The sequence below is a fragment of the Pseudomonas sp. G11 genome, from assembly GCF_029457515.1.
Taxonomy (GTDB): domain Bacteria; phylum Pseudomonadota; class Gammaproteobacteria; order Pseudomonadales; family Pseudomonadaceae; genus Aquipseudomonas; species Aquipseudomonas gorinensis.
Window position 1 is genome coordinate 3,760,807 of sequence record NZ_CP120377.1, and the last position, 18,321, is coordinate 3,779,127.

Annotated in this window: 15 protein-coding genes and 1 tRNA gene; 10 read left to right on the forward strand and 6 right to left on the reverse strand. The window is 60.4% G+C overall.

The window, feature by feature from the left end:
• The first annotated feature begins 57 nt into the window (after window positions 1-57).
• The 3 genes from P2T68_RS17385 (at window position 58) to P2T68_RS17395 (ending at window position 5,057) form a co-directional block, all read left to right on the forward strand.
• Window positions 58-678, forward strand: a complete 621-nt coding sequence (locus P2T68_RS17385; RefSeq protein WP_024075691.1) for a TetR/AcrR family transcriptional regulator — start codon at window positions 58-60, stop codon at window positions 676-678.
• A 174-nt stretch (window positions 679-852) separates the two neighbouring features.
• Complete coding sequence (locus P2T68_RS17390) at window positions 853-1,974, forward strand: efflux RND transporter periplasmic adaptor subunit (protein WP_277379717.1); 1,122 nt, start codon at window positions 853-855, stop codon at window positions 1,972-1,974.
• Complete coding sequence (locus tag P2T68_RS17395; RefSeq protein ID WP_024075689.1) at window positions 1,971-5,057, forward strand: efflux RND transporter permease subunit; 3,087 nt, start codon at window positions 1,971-1,973, stop codon at window positions 5,055-5,057. Before P2T68_RS17390 ends, P2T68_RS17395 begins: the two co-directional genes overlap by 4 nt.
• Before the next feature lie 348 nt (window positions 5,058-5,405).
• On the opposite strand, the gene P2T68_RS17400 is transcribed toward P2T68_RS17395, so the two are convergent.
• The 5 genes from P2T68_RS17400 to P2T68_RS17420 all read right to left on the reverse strand — a co-directional run bounded on the left by P2T68_RS17400 (window position 5,406) and on the right by P2T68_RS17420 (window position 9,704).
• On the reverse strand, window positions 5,406-5,894 hold the full coding sequence (locus P2T68_RS17400) for a PaaI family thioesterase (protein ID WP_024075688.1): 489 nt from the start codon (window positions 5,892-5,894) through the stop codon (window positions 5,406-5,408).
• 79 nt (window positions 5,895-5,973) lie between these two features.
• Window positions 5,974-7,539 (reverse strand): DHA2 family efflux MFS transporter permease subunit, encoded by a 1,566-nt coding sequence (locus P2T68_RS17405; protein WP_277379718.1) that lies wholly within the window; start codon window positions 7,537-7,539, stop codon window positions 5,974-5,976.
• Window positions 7,536-8,645, reverse strand: a complete 1,110-nt coding sequence (locus tag P2T68_RS17410) for an HlyD family secretion protein (RefSeq protein ID WP_277379719.1) — start codon at window positions 8,643-8,645, stop codon at window positions 7,536-7,538. The genes P2T68_RS17405 and P2T68_RS17410 overlap by 4 nt, the downstream gene beginning before the upstream one ends.
• A 22-nt stretch (window positions 8,646-8,667) precedes the next feature.
• Window positions 8,668-9,189: a helix-turn-helix domain-containing protein gene (locus P2T68_RS17415; RefSeq protein ID WP_024075685.1), complete on the reverse strand. Its 522-nt coding sequence runs from the start codon at window positions 9,187-9,189 to the stop codon at window positions 8,668-8,670.
• A gap of 428 nt (window positions 9,190-9,617) precedes the next feature.
• Window positions 9,618-9,704, reverse strand: a tRNA-Leu gene (locus tag P2T68_RS17420).
• A gap of 224 nt (window positions 9,705-9,928) precedes the next feature.
• Between P2T68_RS17420 and P2T68_RS17425 the strand changes: the two genes are divergently transcribed.
• On the forward strand, window positions 9,929-10,405 hold the full coding sequence (locus P2T68_RS17425; protein WP_069076046.1) for a hypothetical protein: 477 nt from the start codon (window positions 9,929-9,931) through the stop codon (window positions 10,403-10,405).
• A gap of 48 nt (window positions 10,406-10,453) precedes the next feature.
• Here the strand turns inward: P2T68_RS17425 and deoC are convergent, their stop codons facing one another.
• Complete coding sequence (gene deoC, locus P2T68_RS17430) at window positions 10,454-11,134, reverse strand: deoxyribose-phosphate aldolase (RefSeq protein ID WP_024075684.1); 681 nt, start codon at window positions 11,132-11,134, stop codon at window positions 10,454-10,456.
• 142 nt (window positions 11,135-11,276) lie between these two features.
• Here deoC and deoR point away from each other — a divergent pair, with 142 nt between their 5' ends.
• The 6 genes from deoR to P2T68_RS17460 all read left to right on the forward strand — a co-directional run bounded on the left by deoR (window position 11,277) and on the right by P2T68_RS17460 (window position 18,306).
• A complete protein-coding gene (deoR, locus tag P2T68_RS17435; protein ID WP_277379720.1) occupies window positions 11,277-12,035 on the forward strand; it encodes a DNA-binding transcriptional repressor DeoR in 759 nt (252 codons plus the stop codon).
• Between the two features lie 154 nt (window positions 12,036-12,189).
• Window positions 12,190-13,164, forward strand: coding sequence for a substrate-binding domain-containing protein (locus tag P2T68_RS17440; protein ID WP_024075682.1), 975 nt, complete (start codon window positions 12,190-12,192; stop codon window positions 13,162-13,164).
• 42 nt (window positions 13,165-13,206) lie between these two features.
• A complete protein-coding gene (locus P2T68_RS17445; RefSeq protein WP_024075681.1) occupies window positions 13,207-14,223 on the forward strand; it encodes a galactitol-1-phosphate 5-dehydrogenase in 1,017 nt (338 codons plus the stop codon).
• A 99-nt stretch (window positions 14,224-14,322) separates the two neighbouring features.
• Window positions 14,323-15,843 (forward strand): FGGY-family carbohydrate kinase, encoded by a 1,521-nt coding sequence (locus tag P2T68_RS17450; protein ID WP_024075680.1) that lies wholly within the window; start codon window positions 14,323-14,325, stop codon window positions 15,841-15,843.
• The gene (locus P2T68_RS17455) at window positions 15,840-16,826 is read left to right on the forward strand and encodes a sugar-binding domain-containing protein (RefSeq protein ID WP_277379721.1); all 987 of its coding nucleotides are present in this window, start codon (window positions 15,840-15,842) and stop codon (window positions 16,824-16,826) included. The genes P2T68_RS17450 and P2T68_RS17455 overlap by 4 nt, the downstream gene beginning before the upstream one ends.
• A complete protein-coding gene (locus tag P2T68_RS17460) occupies window positions 16,819-18,306 on the forward strand; it encodes a sugar ABC transporter ATP-binding protein (protein WP_102624644.1) in 1,488 nt (495 codons plus the stop codon). Before P2T68_RS17455 ends, P2T68_RS17460 begins: the two co-directional genes overlap by 8 nt.
• The last annotated feature ends 15 nt before the right edge of the window (window positions 18,307-18,321 follow it).

An 18,321-nucleotide genomic window follows, 5' to 3' on the forward strand; every position in this document is an offset into this window, starting at 1 on the left:
CATATTACGATTTGGTCATAAGTTGTCAACAGCCCTGCGGGTGCGTAAGCTAATCGCATGAACCCATTATCCGTTTCCTCGTCCAGCACTCGCGGTCCTGCCGAACACGAAATCCGAGACCAGATAGTCGCGGCGGCCAACGAACATTTCAGTCAATACGGTTACAGCAAGACAACAGTCTCCGACCTCGCGAAAGCGATCGGTTTTTCCAAGGCGTATATCTACAAGTTCTTCGACTCCAAGCAGGCGATTGGTGAAGCCATTTGCAGCAATTGCCTGTCGCAAATCATTGCGGCCGTGGAGGAAGCTATCAATGCCGTGGGTATCTCACCCACGGAGCGATTTCGACGATTGGTCAAAAGCCTTATAACCAAAGGGGTTGACCTGTTTTTTAATGATCGGAAACTGTATGACATCGCGGCGTTCTCTGCGTCGGAGCGCTGGCCCAGCTCGCAGGTCTATGACATGCGAATCAAACACTTCGTACTGCAAATTGTACGAGAGGGGCGTGAACTCGGAGAGTTTGAGCGCAAGACGCCTTTGGATGAGACAGTGGAGTCGATTCACCTCGCACTACGCCCCTACATCAACCCTTTGCTGTTGCAGCACAACCTTGACGTCGTTGAAGAGGCCCCTGGGCTCATTTCCAGCCTTATTCTGCGCAGCCTGATGCCTTAAAAAGCGCTGGCTGGCAGATCTGTACACCTCCGCACTTCCCTTGTATCCGTAACTTAAGGCCGACTCTGCTGATCTCACCTTGATCTGCAGGCGGCTTTCATTTGTATGTTTCGTGACCGTTGACTTATTTGGTCACTTGGATGAGCATGGCGCATCCGCTTCCAAGAGGTCTCTATGATCCAGCGCCGTTCCACTTCATTTATGTTCATCGGTCTATTGCCGTTTGCCTTGGCTGCATGCAGCGAGGCACAGCCTCCTGATCCTCGTCTCCAGGCTCCTTTGGTTCGCGTCAGCCTGGTTCAGCCTTCTGTACCTGAAGCTCGCCTATACACCGGCGTCGTAGCGGCTCGGGTTCAGAGTGACCTTGGTTTTCGAGTGCCCGGAAAGGTGACGGAACGCCTCGTGGACACCGGCCAGAGCGTCAAGCGTGGACAGCCGCTTATGCGCATTGATGCGAACGATCTGACGCTGACAGCGCGGGCGCAGCAAGAAGCGGTGCTCGCAGCAATGGCTCGATCCCGACAGGCCTCTGATGACGAGTTGCGCTACCGTGATCTGGTGTCTGTCGGTGCTGTATCTGCTTCGGCCTACGCAGGAATCAAAGCAGCCGCCGACTCGGCCAAGGCTCAACTGAATGCCGCCAAAGCCCAGGCTGATGTGGCGAAAAACTCCACCGGTTATTCAACCTTGCTGGCCGACTCCGACGGCGTTGTTGTAGACACCTTAGCGGAGCCGGGGCAGGTAGTAGTTGCAGGCCAGGTGGTAGTGCGTGTTGCCCATTCCGGACAACGTGAGGCCGTTATTCAATTACCTGAAACGCTACGTCCTGCTCTGGGCTCTTCGGCGACGGCGCAGCTTTATGGATTGGACCAGCATGAAGGGAAGGCGCATCTGCGCCAACTGTCCGATTCGGCTGACAGGTTGACCCGCACATTTGAGGCGCGTTACGTGCTGGAGGGCGCACTTGCCAATGCCACACTGGGGGCGACCATTTCGGTTGCCATCGGCGGCAGGCCAACAGCCATCAATAGTGAAGTCCAGGTGCCAGTCGCCTCTCTCTATGACGCGGGTAAAGGTCCGGGTGTATGGGTGGTGAGTCGGGAGCCTGAGCAGGTGACCTGGCGCCCTGTAACGTTTCTCGGTTTGAGTGATGCTGAAACTGCACGTGTGACAGGTCATCTCAATGTCAATGATCGTATTGTGGCGTTGGGCGTTCACCTTTTAAGCGAGGGCGAGCAGGTCAGGGCTCAGGTGGCAGGCAACGCTCAGGCAGCGGTGGCTGAGGTGCGCCGATGAGCGGGTTCAACCTGTCCGCATTGGCCGTGCGTGAGCGTTCGATCACGCTGTTCTTGATCCTGCTGATATCCATAGGCGGGCTGTATGCGTTCTTCAAGCTAGGGCGCGCGGAAGATCCTGCCTTCACCATCAAACAGATGACGGTGGTAACGGTATGGCCTGGTGCGACGGCTCAGGAGATGCAGGATCAGGTGATTGAAAAGCTGGAAAAACGCATGCAGGAATTGCGTTGGTATGACCGGACCGAGACCTTCACACGTCCGGGAGTGGCTCTCACTACCGTCTATTTGCTCGATAGCACGCCACCTTCCGCTGTTCCCGAGGAGTTTTACCAAGCTCGCAAGAAGCTCCGTGATGAAGAGGCGGGTTTGCCGCCTGGAGTCATCGGCCCGATCGTCAACGACGAATATGCCGATGTCACCTTTGCCCTTTATGCGCTCAAGGCGAAGGGCGAGCCACAACGACTGCTGGTTCGCGAGGCCGAGTCCTTGCGTCAGCGCCTGCTGCACGTGGCGGGTGTGAAAAAGGTCAATATCATTGGTGAGCAGTCCGAGCGCATTTATGTCGAGCTGTCATACGAGCGTCTGGCGACATTGGGCATTTCCGCCCGAGACATATTTAGCGCGTTGAACGCGCAAAACATGATGACGTCGGCCGGTTCAGTCGAGGCCAAGGGACCACAGGTGTTCATCCGGCTCGATGGTGCGTTTGATGACCTCCAGAAGATTCGCGACACGCCGCTGGCCGTGCAGGGTAGAACCCTCAAATTGTCCGATGTGGCCGAGGTCAAGCGCGGTTACGAGGAGCCCTCCACGTTCATGGTGCGCAACAATGGTGAGCCCGCTTTGCTGCTCGGTATTGTGATGCGCGACGGCTGGAACGGTCTCGATTTGGGTAAGGCGCTTGAAGCCGAGACAACGTCGATCAACGAGCAACTGCCGCTAGGTATGACATTGAGCAAGGTCACCGATCAGGCGGTGAACATAGATGCATCGGTCACCGAATTCATGATCAAGTTTTTCGCGGCGCTGGGTGTGGTTCTGCTGGTATGTTTTCTCAGCATGGGTTGGCGTGTCGGCATCGTCGTCGCTGCGGCGGTGCCGTTGACCCTGGCGGCAGTTTTCATTGTCATGGCCGCAACAGGTAAGGACTTTGACCGCATAACGCTAGGGTCGCTGATTCTGGCACTGGGGCTACTGGTGGACGATGCGATCATTGCCATTGAAATGATGGTGGTGAAGATGGAGGAGGGGTATGACCGCATCAAAGCCTCCGCCTATGCTTGGAGTCACACCGCCGCCCCTATGTTGTCAGGCACGTTGGTCACTGCAATCGGCTTTATGCCTAACGGTTTCGCCAAATCAACTGCAGGTGAGTACACCGCCAACATGTTTTGGATTGTCGGCATTGCGCTGATCACTTCCTGGGTGGTGGCAGTGGTGTTCACACCTTACCTGGGGGTGAAACTGCTACCGCAGATCAAGGTGCCTGAAGGCGGCCATGCCGCGATTTACGGGACGCCCAATTACTTGCGTTTCAGGCGCGTACTGGGTGTGGTGATTCGCCGTAAAGGGCTCGTAGCGATCTCAGTGGTTGGTTTGTTCATTGTCGCTATTCTCGGCATGAGCGTGGTGAAGAAGCAATTTTTCCCAACATCAGACCGCCCCGAGGTACTCGTTGAGGTGCAGATGCCTTATGGCACATCCATCGAGCAAACTGATGCAGCGGCATCCGAAGTCGAGGCGTGGGTTGCGAAACAGCCTGAAGCACGGATAGTCACCGCCTACATTGGGCAGGGCGCCCCACGGTTCTATTTGGCGATGGCGCCAGAGTTGCCCGATCCTTCCTTTGCCAAAATTGTCGTGCTAACGGCAAATCAGGAAGAGCGTGAGGCGCTCAAGATCCGGCTGAGGCAAGCCGTTGCTGATGGCCTGGCTCCTCAAGCACGCGTACGTGTGACCCAGTTGGTGTTTGGTCCTTATTCGCCTTATCCGGTAGCCTTCCGCGTCATGGGGCCGGACCTGAAAGTGCTACGCGATATCGCCGGCCAAGTGCGCGAGGTGATGAAAGCCAGCCCCATGATGAGAACCGTCAATACGGACATGGGCGAGCGTGCCCCGGCACTTCACCTGGCACTGAATCAGGATCGTCTGCAGGCATTTGGTTTGACCTCCGCAGATGTTGCTCAGCAGCTTCAGTTTCTGCTGACCGGAGCACCAGTGACCCAGGTGCGCGAGGACATTCGCTCGGTCCAGGTGATTGCACGCTCAGCGGGTGACACGCGTTTGGACCCCTCGAAAATCGACGCCTTCACCTTGACCGGAGCGCAGGGCCAAAGGGTGTCGTTGTCTCAAGTCGGGACAGTGGAGATCCGAATGGAAGAGCCCATCCTGCGGCGTCGTGATCGAACCCCAACCATCACTGTACGTGGCGATGTGGCTGAAGGTCTTCAGCCTCCAGATGTTTCCAGCGCCGTGATGAAGCAACTGCAACCGCTTATTGAACAGTTGCCTAAGGGTTATCGCATTGAGTTGGCAGGGGCGATCGAGGAGTCGGGGAAGGCTAACAGGGCGTTGCTGCCGTTGTTCCCCATCATGATCGCACTGACGTTGCTCACCATCATTCTTCAGGTGCGTTCGATGTCGGCAATGATGATGGTGTTCGCTACCGCACCTCTGGGACTGATTGGCGTGGTACCCATTCTGTTGCTGTTCCAGCAACCGTTCGGGATCAACGCGTTGGTAGGGCTGATTGCCCTGTCTGGAATTCTCATGCGCAACACCTTGATCCTCATTGGTCAGATTCACTCCAATAAGCAGGCCGGTCTGTCTCCCTATGACGCCGTGGTAGAAGCCACTGTGCAGCGTGCACGGCCGGTGATTCTCACCGCACTGGCAGCCATGCTGGCGTTCATTCCGCTGACCCATTCGGTGTTCTGGGGAACGCTTGCCTACACCCTGATTGGCGGTACGTTCGCCGGGACTGTACTGACCCTGGTGTTCCTGCCAGCGATGTATGCCCTTTGGTTCAAGATCAAGCCAGACACTTCAGGGGAACCCTCGATACCCGCACATCCTGCCTGAATGAGGGGGACATGAATTCGCCAGGGTGAGCGTGCCCTTCTCTCAAGTCTGGCGAAGACAACAGCCAATCATGGCCCCGATTAACGGGGCCATGACGAAGATCGCATAAGGTGAGTCAATGTCATTGGAAAGCAAACGTATCGTAGTCACTGGCATGGGAGTTGTTTCTCCCTTGGGTTGTGGTGTTGCTCGGTATCCAGTTCCACTTCGCAGCCATGGCGAATGCCGGGCCAGTGGAACCTGTCCTGGTTCAATCGGCGCGGCGCCAGCCATATCCCGAAGCCGTCATGCGAAATTTAGGGCAGCACTACGGCCCGGGGGGATTTCACCCCCGATTTCCCGATTAGATTAATTGCGCCGTGATGATGGTGTACGTTCTGTACTTTGTGGGCGTTCCATCACTAACAACGTGGAGGTCGCGCTTGCGTAGATGCGCTCGTCGGCACCTTTTAATGTCGCCTCGGCAAACGCTGCGCGCCGACCCACCGAGATGACACGACCCTCGGCCCGGAGCGGGCCTGTTTCAGTGGTAATGGGGCGCAAATATGAAACTTTCAGTTCAAGGGTTGTGTAGGCCTGGGTTGCTGAAAGCTTGGAGTGAACGGCGCACCCACATGCGGAGTCGAGTAGCGTTGCAGCATACCCTCCGTGGATCGTGCCGATCGGGTTGTAGGCATGCAGGCCGGGCGTGCCTGTGAAGACCGCCCAGCCGTCACCGGCTTCGACAAAAGTGAAGTCCAGAGATTCGCCAATCGGTGGCCGTCCCCCGGCAGAAATCAGCGCCTGCAGGGTCTCAAGTCCGGATAGGCCGGGTGCAACTTCATCGACTAGATTCATTGATATTTCTCCATTTATGCCGGAACGCTATCGCTGGTCGGCTAGGGTAAAAATGGGGGGCGGCTGTTGTGGGTAAAATTCAATGGGCATCCGCGGATGGCTGTTTCGGCGGTTGTACCTTGCGCATCAACGGCACCAGTAACACGGCGACGACGAAGCACGCCATGATCATCAGGAACGAATCGGCATAGGTCAGCGTCTGCGCCTCACGCCACGTCAGCGCCCATAGCTGACGCAGTGCAAACTGGTTGGCATCCAGGCTGTTTTGCCCGAGCAGTTGGGCATTGCCTGAAAGCTGGTCAAGCCAGACATTCATGGATTCGTTCTGGATATTCAGGTGCTCGGCCAGGCGCAGGAAGTGCAGGTTGGTGCGGTCGTTGAGCACCGTGGCGCAGGCGGCGATGCCGATGGCGCCGCCGAGGTTGCGCATCAGGTTGAACAGGCCGGAGGCGAGTTTCAGCCGGTCGGGGGCCAGTGCGCCGAGGGTCAGGGTTACCACCGGTGGCACTGCCATTTGTTGGGCAAACCCGCGTATGGCCTGGGGCAGCAGCAATTCCTTGGCACCCCAGTCGTGGGTGATGGGGGAGAAGTCCCACATCGACAGGGCGAACAGCGACAAGCCAAACATCAAGATCCAGCGCAGGTCGAAGCGGTTGGCCAGCAGCGCGTACACCGGGATCGCCAGCAACTGGAACACCCCCGTGGAAAAAACCGCCAGGCCGATATCCAGCGAGCCATACCCGCGCACCCGGCCGAGGAACAGCGGCGTGAGGTAGATGGTGGCGAAAATGCCGATGCCGGTGATAAATGAAAACAGGCAGCCCAGGGCGAAGTTCCGGTCCTGCAGGGCGCGCAGGTCGACAATCGGTTCCTTGATTTCCAGGCAGCGCCAGATAAACAGTCCGCCACTGATAGCGGCGATCCAGGCGGTGGTGGAGATGGTGCTGTCACTGAACCAGTTCCAGCGCGGGCCTTCTTCGAGGGTGTATTCCAGGCAGCCGAGAAACACCGCCATCAGGCCCATGCCGATGTAGTCGGCGCCCTTGAGCAACGATGGGTTGGGGCGGTCGACTTTCACCAGCATCGGCACCGCGAATGTCACGAACAGGCCAGGCACCAGGTTGATGTAGAACAGCCAGTGCCACGAAGAAATATCAGTGATCCAGCCGCCCACGGCGGGGCCCAGGGTGGGCGCAAGGGACGCGATGGCGCCGATGGTGGACGCGGCGATCACCCGCTGTTTGCCGTTGAAGTACATGAACGCGGTGGTGAACACCAACGGGATCATCGAGCCTCCCAGGAACCCCTGCAAGGCACGAAACGCGATCATGCTCTGGATGTTCCAGGCCATGGCACACAACAGGCTGGTCAAGGTAAACCCGGCCGCCGACGCCGCGAACAGCCAGCGCGTGCTCATTACCCGCGAGAGCCATCCCGACATGGGGATCACGATGATCTCCGCGATCAGATAAGCGGTCTGCACCCACGCCGTATCGTCCGCGCCGGCAGACAGCCCGCCGCCGATGTCCTTGAGGGAAGCGGACACGATCTGGATATCGATCAAGGCGATGAACATGCCCACGCACATGGTGGCGAAGGCTGCGACCTTTTGCGCAGTGCTGAGGGCGGGCAGCGGGTTGTTCATAGCTGGGCCTTGAGGGCGCTGGCCTGGTCTTCGAACGCCTCACGGGTGTTGACCTTTGCCATCACCGACAGGCCTGGGCGCAGGGCGCCAAAGTCGGCGTCATTGCTGTCGAGCCGCACGCGCACCGGCACGCGCTGCACGATCTTGGTGAAGTTGCCGGTGGCGTTTTCCGGCGGCAGCACACTGAATTGTGCGCCGGTGGCGGGGGCGAGGCTCTCGATGTGCCCGTGGAATTCGCGGCCGGGGAGGATATCGGCGCGGATGCTCACGCTTTGCCCAATCTGCAGGCGGCCCAGTTGGTCTTCCTTGAAATTGGCGTCCACCCACAGCCCTTTTGCCGGCACCACCGAGATCAACTGGCTGCCGGCCGCGGCGTAGGCACCGACCCGGGCGCGGCGATTGCCCACGTAGCCGTCCACCGGGGCCCGCAGTTCGGTGTAGCTGATGTTCAGTTGTGCCTGGTCGCGTTCGGCTTGGGCCTGCTGCAGTGCGGCGCGGGCCTGACCGCGTTGGGTTTCGATCACGTCGATCTGCCGGCGTGCCGCCATCAGCCCGGCTTGCGCCCGGGAGTGATCGGCGCGGGCGGTCTTCCACACGGCGTTGACCCGTTGCGCACTTTCCACCGACACGGCCTGGCTGCGTACCAGGTGCTGGTAGCGCGTCTGATCGTCGCCGGCCCGTTGGGCTTCGGCGTCGGTAGCGTCGATCTGCGCCCTGGCCTGGTTGATCACTGCCAGTTGCAATTGTTCGGTGGCGTCGAGGTTGGCGAGCGCGGCCTGTTGCGCTGCCACGGCGCCATCGGCCTTGGCCAGGGCGGTGCGGTAGTCGCGTACATCAATGCGGGCCAGTACGTCGCTGGCGTGCACGAACTGGTTGTCCTGCACGGCCACTTCGCTGATATAGCCCGGCACTTTGGCGCTGATCACCGTCACGTCCGCACCCACGTAGGCATCGTCGGTGTCCTCGATAAATCGGCTGACCAGCCACCAGTGGCTGGCGTACCAGACGCCGCCCACCACGGCCAGGGTCAGCAGCCCCACGCGCAGTACGTGTTTGCGCCGGGAAGTTTTCGTGGGTTCGGGCACAGCGCTGACTTGAGCGTCCATGACGAAATGACCTCATTGCGTATTAGTGGGGAAAGGGGCTGACCAGTTGATCTTTTGCGGTGTAGGCCCTACCGGTTCGCGCGCGCCACAGGCTCAATGGTTCGGCGTCGGCGGCGACATGCACGCGGTGGTCTTCGCGGGTGATGGGCTTGCCGGTGTTGGCATCCATCAACGCGAGTTTCACGGGGCGCCCGGTGTCCTCATCGGCGAGAAACACCTTGGATGACCCCTCGGCATGCCGCGCGCCCCAGGCCATCAGCGTGAGAATCACCTGGCGCAAGTCCCGGCCGGCTTCGGTGAGGTGGTATTCGTGGCGCGGCGGGTTGTCCTGGTAGGGGCGCCGCTCCAGCAAACCGTTGGCCACCAGCGTGTTCAGGCGGCGAGTCAGCGTGTTAGAGGCGATCCCCAGGCTCGTGAGAAATTCGTCGAAACGACGCAGCCCATAGAACGCATCGCGCAAGATCAAAAGGCTCCAGCCATCACCGATGTGCTCCAGGGCACGGGCGACCGGGCAGGGCATGGACTGGAAGCTGGCTTTCTTCATGACGATCTCCGGGATTTGTTGCTAAGTATTACGATAATAATATTGCACAGTGAATTTCATAATGAAAGTGACTCGCGCGAATTTATTATTGTGTTCGGAGTGCGCCCCCTCGTGCACCCGCTCGCTTCGCTCGATACGGATGGTGCGTTGGCCTCGAATGGCTCACTGGTTGTTTCTACGCGGATGCAGCCTTGATGAGATGGGGAAAAACGGGGAGGGGAAGATCAATCCATGAGACAGAGGGGTATTCGACCGCTCCAGGAACGCCTTGCCTGCAGCGATTCCGTTAGCGTACGGGTGAAGAACAGAAACTGTTGATTTGAGTCGGCAGAACGCCAGGGAAGGGAACTGCGGGACAGATCCTGAAATTGAGGAACACAAAAGATAAGGGCCTGCATGAAGTTCATCATGCAAGCCCTTGATATCGATGGTGCCCGAACCCGGAATCGAACCGGGACGCCCTTACGAGCGGGGGATTTTAAGTCCCATGCGTCTACCAGTTTCGCCATTCGGGCGGTAGCGCGGTGCAACAGGGTTGGGAATATATAGATCCAGGCGCCTGGGCGCAAGGTGGCCGGGCACCTTTCTTGTGCAAAGGGCTGGATGAAAAAGCTTGATAGATCAGTGATCTACATAGGCTTCACGAACAACGCAAAAGGCGTGCGAGACCCGGGAACAAGGCTCATAAATGACAGTCATAGCGATATGCCATCCCGGCAGTTCGGAAAGGAATCAATTGATGCTCCGTGTTCGTAAGCGTTCTTGGATGATGACAATAGGCGCCGTGGCGGTATTGGCGGGTGGTGTGGTCGGCCCGGTGCAGGCGGGGAGTGCGGTGAAGTGGGGGGATTTCAGTGCGTCGGCCGGTGACCGGTTGACGGCGACTTCGATGGAGGCGGGTAACCAATATGTGTTGAAGTCGTCGAGCCTTTCGGTGGGCGATATCGAAGCGTTGCAAGCGGAGCAGAAGCGTAGCACCAGCGCACTGCAAAGCCTGACCAGCAAAGTCGAGGGCCAGGGCCGCGAGCTCGACGAGCTCAAGCGTAAGGGCGGTTCCGCCGCCAGCGCCGGTGATAGCCAACTGTCCAGCCTCAAGAGCACGATCCAGGATCAGAAAAGCACGATTGACCGGCAGAAAAGTGACATCGACGCCTTGAAGCGTAGCCTGGACGATTTGAAACGCAGCGTTGAAAGCCTGAGCAGCAAAGTGAAGTAACCGACGCGTTACCGCAGGCGCGAGAATGTTCGCGCTTGCGGGTCTTGCTTAATAGGCGTCGGCCACTGCACTGGCGCCATTGACAATCGCTATCCCGGAGCTGCTGCCCAGGCGCGTAGCGCCCGCCTCGATCATTGCCTGGGCCGTTGCCAGGTCGCGTACGCCCCCTGAGGCTTTCACCCCGATCGCCGCGCCGACCACTTTGCGCATCAAGCGCACATCCTCCAAGGTGGCGCCCCCGTGGCCGAAGCCGGTGGAGGTCTTGACGAAGCCAACATTGAGTTCACGGCACACTTCGCATGCCTTGATCTTCTGTTCGTCATTGAGCAAACCGGTTTCCAGGATCACTTTCAATGGCACCTCTCCACAGGCCTCGAGCACCTGGGCAATATCGTCACGCACCTGGTCGAGCAAGCCATCTTTCAACCAGCCGATGTTCAGCACCATGTCGATTTCCCGCGCACCCGCCTGGATCGCCAGTTGTGCCTCGCAGGCCTTGGCCGCACTCAGCCCGGCGCCCAGTGGAAAGCCGACCACCGCGCACACCAGGGCAGCTGACCCGCGCAGGCATTCGGCCGCCAGCGGTACGTTGGCGCTGTTGACGCATACCGACTTGAAGCCGTACAGGCGAGCTTCGTCGCACAATTGGCGCAGGCTGGTCTGGGAAGCGTCTGCGGTCAGCAAGGTATGGTCGATGTAGGCAGCGAGGGACAGGGGGGCTTGGGGCATGGTCGGAGTCCTGTGGGGGAGGGTGCTGAGAAAAGCCTGTTTGTGTTAAGTTGGATGCATTAAATGTTAAATAAATAACATTGTAAATGGGATTTGTGAGCCTTGTTATCTATCGGCCACGTTCAAACCGAGTGAAAACGCAGTGGATTCAAAGAAAAGCGAACGATTCAAAGCCATGCACAGGGCCTTGCAAGGCGAGGCCGCCGTGCATTTACGCGAGATGGCGGCATTGCTCGGCGTGTCGGAAATGACGGTGCGCCGCGACCTGGTGGACAGCCTCCAGGGCCTGCGCCTGCTGGGCGGGCATGTCACCCGCAGCGGTGCGCCGGAGCCGGATTACCAGGTGGCCGAACAAGACCAGCGCAACCTCGTCGAGAAGCGTCGCATCGGCAGCGTGGCCGCCAGCCTGGTGCGCCCGGGCGATACCGTTTTCATCGATTGCGGCACCACCACGCCGTTTATCATCGACGCGTTGCCCGATGACCTGGAGTTCACCGCCCTGTGCAACTCCCTCAATGTCCTGCTCAAACTCCAGCAAAAGCCCCACTGCACGGTGATCCTGTGCGGAGGCATGCTGGATCGGCGCAACCTGGTCTTCGAGAGTCGCGCCGAGCTGGGCATCCTTGAGGGGATCCGCGTGGCCTGGGCATTTATCTCCGCCGCCGGGGTGAGCGCCGTGCATGGCGTGACCTGTTACAACCTCAATGAAGTGGAGGTCAAGCGCCGGGTCATGGCACGGGCGCAGCGTTGTGTGCTGGTGGCCGACCACACCAAGTTCGAGCAGGTACGTGCAGCGCATTTTGCTGAACTGGCCGACTTCCAGCGGGTGATCAGTGACGTTGGCCTGCCAGTGGCGCAGCGGCAGCTCATCGAGGAGGCCGGGGCGATTCTGATGCTGTGATTTATTTATCGTATGTTTGGATTCTAACAAAATTGCCTTGACACCCTGGCGGGCAAGGCATAGTTTTTCAAATGTGATCGCTGTTCACATTTGTGAGCACTGCCTCGCTGAAGGCAGTGCCCGAATCCAGACAACAATAAAAATAGGAATCACCATGCTACAGATCGCCCGTAAACCTGTTCAGGTGCTGTCCCTTGCACTGGCTGTCGCGGCCTCGGTACTGGCGTTGAATGCCCAGGCCAAGGATCTGAAGATCGGTTTCAGCCAGGTCACCCTCCAATCGCCTTTCTATGTGCAACTGCGTGACGGTGCCAAGGCGGCCGCCGCGAAAGATGGCGACGAGTTGATCTTCCTCGACGCCAATGGCGACATCAGCAAGCAAAACAACGATATCCAGGACCTGCTGACCCGCAAGATCGACGTCCTGATCATCAATGCAGTCAACCCCGACGCCGTCGGCGCCTCGCTGGATGCCGCCAAGCGCGCCAAGGTCCCGGTGATCGCCGTGGACCGCGCGATCAACGCGCCTGTCGCCGCCACCATCGGTCGCAACAATGCTGAGATGGGCGAGCTGTCCGGCAAAGCCCTGGTGGCCGCGCTGAAACAAAAAGGCGTGGTCAGCGGCAAGGTCATCGAGATCCAGGGCGATGCCGGCGGTACCGTGATGCAAGAGCGGCGCAAGGGCTTTCATACCGCGCTGGCCGGCACCGACTTCAAGATTATCGAAGGCCCCTACAGCGAATACATGCGCGCCAATGCGGTGACGGCGATGCAGGATCTGTTACAGGCCCACCCTGACCTCAAGGCCGTGATCGCGCACAACGACGATATGGCCATGGGCGCCCTGCAAGTGCTCAATGAAAGCGGCAAGAAAAACGTACTGGTCGCGGGCGTCGATGGCCTGTCGGAAGCGATCAATGCCATTCAGAACGGTGACCAATACGTCGCCACCGCCCTCAACGATCCGCGTTACCTAGGCGAAGTCGCGATTGAAGCGGCGCGTGGCCTGGTCACCGGCAAGACCATCCCGGCCTTCGTCGACGCCGGCACCAAAGTCGTGACCCAGGCCGATGCGGCCCAGATCAAGCACGACGCCACCTTCGGCGAATACCGTCCCGGCGCACTCTGAAGCGCTCACCGCTGCATTGCCTATCCAACAGGGGATTTCACTGTGAAAGCTGCCGTCATGTACAAACCGGGTGATATCCGGGTCGAAGATGTTCCAAAACCTGCCGTCAAGGCCGGCCACGCCTTGGTTCGAGTAGCGGCCTGTGGGGTCTGCGGCTCGGATATCCCGCGGATGCTGAGCAAGGGCGCCCATGTGATGCCGCTGATCTGCGGCCATGAGTTTGCTGGTTTCATCGAAGAAATCGGCAGTGGCGTCGAAGGCTACGCCATTGGCGAATTGGTCACTGTGCCGCCGATGATCCCGGACGTGACCAGCGACCAGTATGCCCGTGGCTTTCCGTCGCGCTCCGAACAGTACGACTACTTTGGCAGCCGCCGCGATGGCGCTTATGCCGAGTACGTCAATGTGCCGCTGAGCAACCTGATCAAAGTGCCCAAGGGCATGGACCCGATTGCCGCGTCCCTGGTCGACCCGGCGGCGATTGCGCTGCACGCCATCTGGAAAGCCGATTTCAAGGCCGGGCAGAGTGGCGCGGTGGTGGGGTGCGGGCCGATCGGGCTGTTTGTGATCCAGTGGCTGCGCATCATGGGCGCCAAGGACATCGTCGCCATCGATATCGCCGAAGAGAAACTCGCCATGGCCCGCCAGGCCGGTGCGACCCACACCTTGCTCAGCGGTGCCTCGGATGTCGAGTTGCCGCGCTGCCAACTGGTCGTTGAAGCCGCGGGTCATCCGAGCTCGATCAACCAGGCGGTACAACTGACCAAGGCCGGCGGGCACGTGGTATTTATCGGCATTCCAACGGGCGAAGTGCCGATCAGCACCGCGACTTTTTCGCACTTCCTGCGCCAGGAAATTTCCTTGCATGGCGCGTGGAACTCCTTCTCGGCGCCGTTCCCCGGTGACGAGTGGACCGCGTCGATCGACAAGCTGGCGTCGGGTGAATTGCAGTGGCAATTCATGATCACCCACGACTTGCCGTTGGAAGAGTTGCCCACCATGTTCAAGCGTTACGCCGACCGCAGCGAAGTGGCCGCCAAGGTGATTTTCCGCCCCTGATCCAAGGCTTAGGCTGTGATTCGCCCAGCCCTGCAATGCAGGTGGTTGCAGGGCTCAAAACAAAAAGCGTCGGCGGCACAAGACGCAGGAGGACTACCGATGACGTTGTTGTTGGGACTGGATTTCGGAACAGGTGGGGTGCGTGCCGGGCTATATGACTTGCACAGCCATAAACTGATACAGGTGGCCGAGGCCGCCTACGCCACGCAGTACCCGCAATTGGGTTGGGCTGAACAAGCGCCGGCTGACTGGTGGACCGCGCTGGGCAAAGCCTGTCGGCAATTGATGGCCCAGGCCGGGCATCTACCGGTGGCCGCGGTGTGTGTCGCGACCACTGCGTCCACGGTGGTGGCCGCCCAGGCGGACGGCGAACCGTTGGCCCCGGCCTTGTTATGGATGGATTGCCGCGCGGCCGTTGAGTCGGCGCGCAGCGCCCGGATCAGCCACCCGATGATGAACCAAGGGGGGGACGCCGTGGAGTGGCTGGTGCCCAAGGCCATGTGGCTGGCTGAGCACGAACCCGAGGTGTACCGCCGCGCGGCGCGAATCTGCGAAGCGGTGGACTGGATCAATTACCAACTGACCGGGCGCTGGGTTGCCTCTCAACTCAACGCCAGTTGTAAGTGGAACTACGACACGTTGCAGCAGCGTTTCCCCGTGGAACTGTACGCCGACCTGGGCATTCCCGAACTCGCACAGAAGCTGCCGCCGGAAGTGATCAAGGTCGGTGGGCGAATCGGTCCGTTGACCGCAGAGGCCGCCAATCACCTGGGCCTGAGCCGCGACACCCTGGTGGCCCAGGGCGGTATCGATGCGCACATGGCCATGCTCAGCGCCGGTACCACGGGCGCGGGTGAAGTGCTGTTTATCGGCGGCACCTCCGTGGTGCAACTGATGCATACCCCCAAGCGTATCGACGTGCCGGGTATCTGGGGGCCTTACCCCGGCGCCTTGCTCGACGGCCAATGGCTGATGGAAGGCGGGCAAGTCTCGGCTGGCTCGATTCTCAACTGGCTCGCGCAAAAAATGTTCGGCCTGGACGATGCCGGCCACCAGCAATTGATCCGCCAGGCCGCTGCCCTGCAACCGGGCTCCACCGGCCTGCTGGTGCTCGATTACTGGATGGGCAACCGCACGCCGTATCGCTCGCCGGACATGCGCGGGGCGATCATGGGCCTGTCGCTCAATCACGACCGCCACGACCTCTATCGCGCCTCGGTGGAAGCCATTGCCCTGGGCTCGGCGAACATCTTCCACACCTGGCGCAGTGAAGGCATTGAGATCACCCGCGTGGTCGCTGCCGGCGGTTTCCAGAAAAACCCGCTGTGGTTGCAAGCCACTGTCGATGCCACCGGCGTACCGTTCGAGATGGTCCCCCATGACAACCTGACGTTGATCGGGACTGCGGCGGCGGCGGCCTGCGCCCTCGGTGAATTCAGTGACTTGCAGCAAGCCGCCACGGCCTTCACCACCGTCGGCCGCCTGATCGAGCCCGACCCTTACGCCCATGAGCAGTACATCGAATTGCTTGGCCGTTACCGCGCCGCCACGGACAGCGTGGCGCCCATCAGTTGCAAACCGCCGGCGAACCGCACGCTCGGCGTAAGGCCGGCCGCATGAGCACCCAAACCTGCACCGATTCATTGCCGCCCAAGCTCACCGCGGACTCCCAACGTGATGACCTGATGGTGCAAGTCGCCAAGCTGTACTACGACCTGGAAAAGACCCAGAGCGACATCTCCCGTGAAACCGGCCTGACCCGCTGGCAAGTCAGCCGCCTGCTGCGCGAGGCCCGCGACTGCGGCGTCGTACGCATTGACATTGTGGCCCGCTCGGCCCGCGTGCCGGCGCTGGAAGTGGCGTTGCAAAAGCGTTTTGGCCTGCGCGAGGCGCTGGTGTTGGAGGTCGACGATGACGATGCACTCAATGTCGTGACCCAGGCTGCTGCGCGCTACCTGTGCACCCTGCAACCGATGCCTGCCCTGATCGGCGTGTCGTGGGGCCGCACCCTGACCAAGATGGCCCAATGGTTGGTGCCGCGCTGGAACGAAGGGGTCAATGTGGTGCTGCTCAATGGCGCGATCAACACGCGCTCGGTCGGCGAACCCAGCCATAACGTGGCCGAACGCTTCGCCCAGGCGGCGCGTGGCCAGGCCACCTTGCTGCCCGTGCCGGCCATCCTGGGGCACGCCCATACCCGGGAAGCGCTGGAACAAGACCCGGTGATCGCCCAGGTCATGCACTTGGGCGAGCAGGCGCCAGTTGCCTGCTTCAGCCTGGGCGAGTTGTCCGACCATTCGGTGCTGATGGAGTCGGGCTACATCGACCGTCCCTTGCTCCAGGAACTTGAGCGCCTCGGTGCGGTGGGCGACATCATGGGCCGGTTTATCGGCATGGACGGCGAACCGGTCATGCCCGAACTGGATGCCCGTACCCTTGGCCTGCGCCTGTCGGCGCTGCGCGACAAAGCCTGGTCGATAGCCGTGTGCGTGGGGGCCCACAAACATCGCATCGTGCACGCCAGCGTCAAGGCCGGTTACGTCAATGTGCTGGCGACCGACGCTGGTACCGCGCGCTATTTGCTGGAGCAGGATCATGAATGATTTGGCGCTGGAGATTCAGCATGTCAGCAAACGCTTTCCACCCAATGTCATCGCGTTGACCGACGCGTCCCTCGATGTGCGCCCCGGTGAAGTGCATTGCCTGCTGGGCGCCAACGGCGCGGGCAAGAGCACCCTGCTGAAGATCGTCGCCGGCGCCCATCGGCCGGACGCTGGCGAGATGTTCATCGGCGGCCGGCGCGTCGAGTTGAAAAACCCGCAGCAGGCGCGCCAGGCCGGGATCGCCATGATCTACCAGGAACTGGACCTGATCGCGCAGATGACCGTGGAAGAAAACCTGATGCTCGGCTACGCGCCACGGCGCTTCGGCATGATCGACCGTGGCAAGCGCAGTGCCTTGGCCAAGGCTGCGCTGGTGCGGGTCGGCGCCACGTTCTCCAGCACTGACTGCGTGGGCAGCTTGTCGATTGCCAACCAGCAACTGGCGGCCATTGCCCGGGCGCTGACCTGTGAGGCCAAGGTCGTGGTGATGGATGAGCCGTCCGCCGCGCTGAACGAAACCGAACTCAAGCAGGTATTCCGGGTGATCCGCGAGATCACTGCCGCCGGGGTCGCGGTGTTGTACGTGAGCCATCGCTTGAATGAGATTCGCGAGATCGGCGACCGGGTCACCGTGCTGCGTGCCGGGCGCACGTTGCGCACCTATGAATTGGCTCAGATCGATGACCAGGCGCTGGTGGCCGCGGTGGTCGGCGAACATCGCGACCTGCTGGAGCGCAGCCCGCGCCAGCCGCCGCGCGAGGCGCTGGCCCTGGATATTCGTCGCTTGCAGGGTGCCCAGGGCTTGGATGTGCGTGGATTGCAGGTGCGCCAAGGTGAAATTGTCGGCCTGGCGGGGCTCAACGGCGCAGGGCGCAGCACCTTGCTCAAGGCGTTGTTCGGTGTGGGTCGTACCGACAGCGATGTCGAACTGTTCGGTGAGCCCTACCGCCCATTGACCTCACGCCAGGCTATTCGCCAGGGCGTCGGCCTGGTCCCGGAAAACCGCAAGACCGAAGGCCTGCTGCTGGACGCGCCGATCTACCGCAACGCCTGCCTGGTGCATGCGCGGCATCTGGGCTGGTTCTCCCATCGCCAGGCCAAGGACCGTGCGGGCCCGGTGCTGCAACGCCTGCAAACCAAGCTCGACAACCTGGAGCAACCGGTACGCCAGTTGTCCGGCGGCAATCAGCAAAAAGTGGTCATGGCCAAGTGGGTGATCGACGGTGCGCGGTTGTTGCTGCTCGACGAGCCCAGCCGTGGCCTGGATGTCGGCGCCAAGGCCGACCTCTACGCCCTGGCCCGCAGCCTCGCGCAGGAGGGGGCGGCCGTGTTGGTCGCCAGCAGTGAGCTGGATGAGTTGTACGTCAATTGTGACCGGATCTGGGTCATGCACGAAGGGCGTAACGCGGTGTGTTTCGACCCGTTGAGCGCCAGCCGTGACCAGATCGACCAGGCCATCCTTATTGGTCGACATCCTTGAACGGTAAAGAGTGCA

Excerpts from the sequence above, each read along its gene's own strand:
- P2T68_RS17385 (WP_024075691.1), top strand. The coding sequence starts at position 58 with ATGAACCCATTATCCGTTTCCTCGTCCAGCACTCGCGGTCCTGCCGAA.
- P2T68_RS17390 (WP_277379717.1), top strand. The coding sequence starts at position 853 with ATGATCCAGCGCCGTTCCACTTCATTTATGTTCATCGGTCTATTGCCG.
- P2T68_RS17395 (WP_024075689.1), top strand. The coding sequence starts at position 1,971 with ATGAGCGGGTTCAACCTGTCCGCATTGGCCGTGCGTGAGCGTTCGATC.
- P2T68_RS17400 (WP_024075688.1), bottom strand. The coding sequence starts at position 5,894 with ATGAATCTAGTCGATGAAGTTGCACCCGGCCTATCCGGACTTGAGACC.
- P2T68_RS17405 (WP_277379718.1), bottom strand. The coding sequence starts at position 7,539 with ATGAACAACCCGCTGCCCGCCCTCAGCACTGCGCAAAAGGTCGCAGCC.
- P2T68_RS17410 (WP_277379719.1), bottom strand. The coding sequence starts at position 8,645 with ATGGACGCTCAAGTCAGCGCTGTGCCCGAACCCACGAAAACTTCCCGG.
- P2T68_RS17415 (WP_024075685.1), bottom strand. The coding sequence starts at position 9,189 with ATGAAGAAAGCCAGCTTCCAGTCCATGCCCTGCCCGGTCGCCCGTGCC.
- P2T68_RS17425 (WP_069076046.1), top strand. The coding sequence starts at position 9,929 with ATGCTCCGTGTTCGTAAGCGTTCTTGGATGATGACAATAGGCGCCGTG.
- deoC (WP_024075684.1), bottom strand. The coding sequence starts at position 11,134 with ATGCCCCAAGCCCCCCTGTCCCTCGCTGCCTACATCGACCATACCTTG.
- P2T68_RS17440 (WP_024075682.1), top strand. The coding sequence starts at position 12,190 with ATGCTACAGATCGCCCGTAAACCTGTTCAGGTGCTGTCCCTTGCACTG.
- P2T68_RS17450 (WP_024075680.1), top strand. The coding sequence starts at position 14,323 with ATGACGTTGTTGTTGGGACTGGATTTCGGAACAGGTGGGGTGCGTGCC.
- P2T68_RS17455 (WP_277379721.1), top strand. The coding sequence starts at position 15,840 with ATGAGCACCCAAACCTGCACCGATTCATTGCCGCCCAAGCTCACCGCG.
- P2T68_RS17460 (WP_102624644.1), top strand. The coding sequence starts at position 16,819 with ATGAATGATTTGGCGCTGGAGATTCAGCATGTCAGCAAACGCTTTCCA.